The sequence below is a fragment of the Kytococcus sp. HMSC28H12 genome, from assembly GCF_001816045.1.
GTDB lineage: Bacteria > Actinomycetota > Actinomycetes > Actinomycetales > Dermatophilaceae > Kytococcus > Kytococcus schroeteri.
Genome location: NZ_KV824651.1, coordinates 1 through 611 on the forward strand (window position 1 = coordinate 1; position 611 = coordinate 611).

The 611-nt window shown below is 75.8% G+C and carries 1 protein-coding gene; it reads right to left on the reverse strand.

Features of this window, described 5'->3' with window-relative positions; translation table 11 throughout:
• Nucleotides 1-513, reverse strand: a 513-nt coding sequence (locus HMPREF3099_RS10420; protein ID WP_237769836.1) for a DUF222 domain-containing protein, incomplete at its 3' end; no start/stop codon positions are given.
• Nucleotides 514-611 lie beyond the last annotated feature (98 nt).

Consider the following 611-nt stretch of genomic DNA (forward strand, 5'->3'; position numbering starts at 1 on the left):
GTTCACGCCCTGCCCGGTCGCCGCGTTCGCCGGGTTCGTCCTGTGCGTCGCGCCGTGCGGGCCGTCGCCACGCCCGCCGGGAGTGGTGCGCCCGGCGGGAGCGCTGAGTCCGCCGGGGGTGGTGCGGCGGGTGGGGCTGGTCAGGGCGTCCAGGGCCTTCTTGAGCATGTGGGCCTGGACCTCGGGCAGGGTGAACCGGCCGCTCCAGGTGCCGTCGTGGTTGTCGACCATCCACAATCGTGTGTTCTCCCACGCGGCCCGTTCACCGGCGGCGACCTGGTCGTCCTCGTACGCGTCGGCCACCGCCGGGGTGATGCCGAGCTCGTCGAGCACCCGGGGTGCGCGGCGCCGCAACCGGGAGGGTGACATCACCGCGGCCCAGTCGGTGAGGACCTCCTCGGCCCGGGCCCGTTGGGTGCCGGTGAGGTCTCCCGGGAGGGCCTGGAGCTGCTCGATGACGATCGCGGCCTGCCGCTCACCGACCCGTCCGGTGTCGCACGCGCCGGCCAGCACCGGGAACCGCGGAACCGGCGCCGTGTCCGTCCCGCCGGTGGCCACACCGTGTCTGCCGGCCCGGTCACCGTCCTCCCCACGCCCGGCCCCGGCCCCGG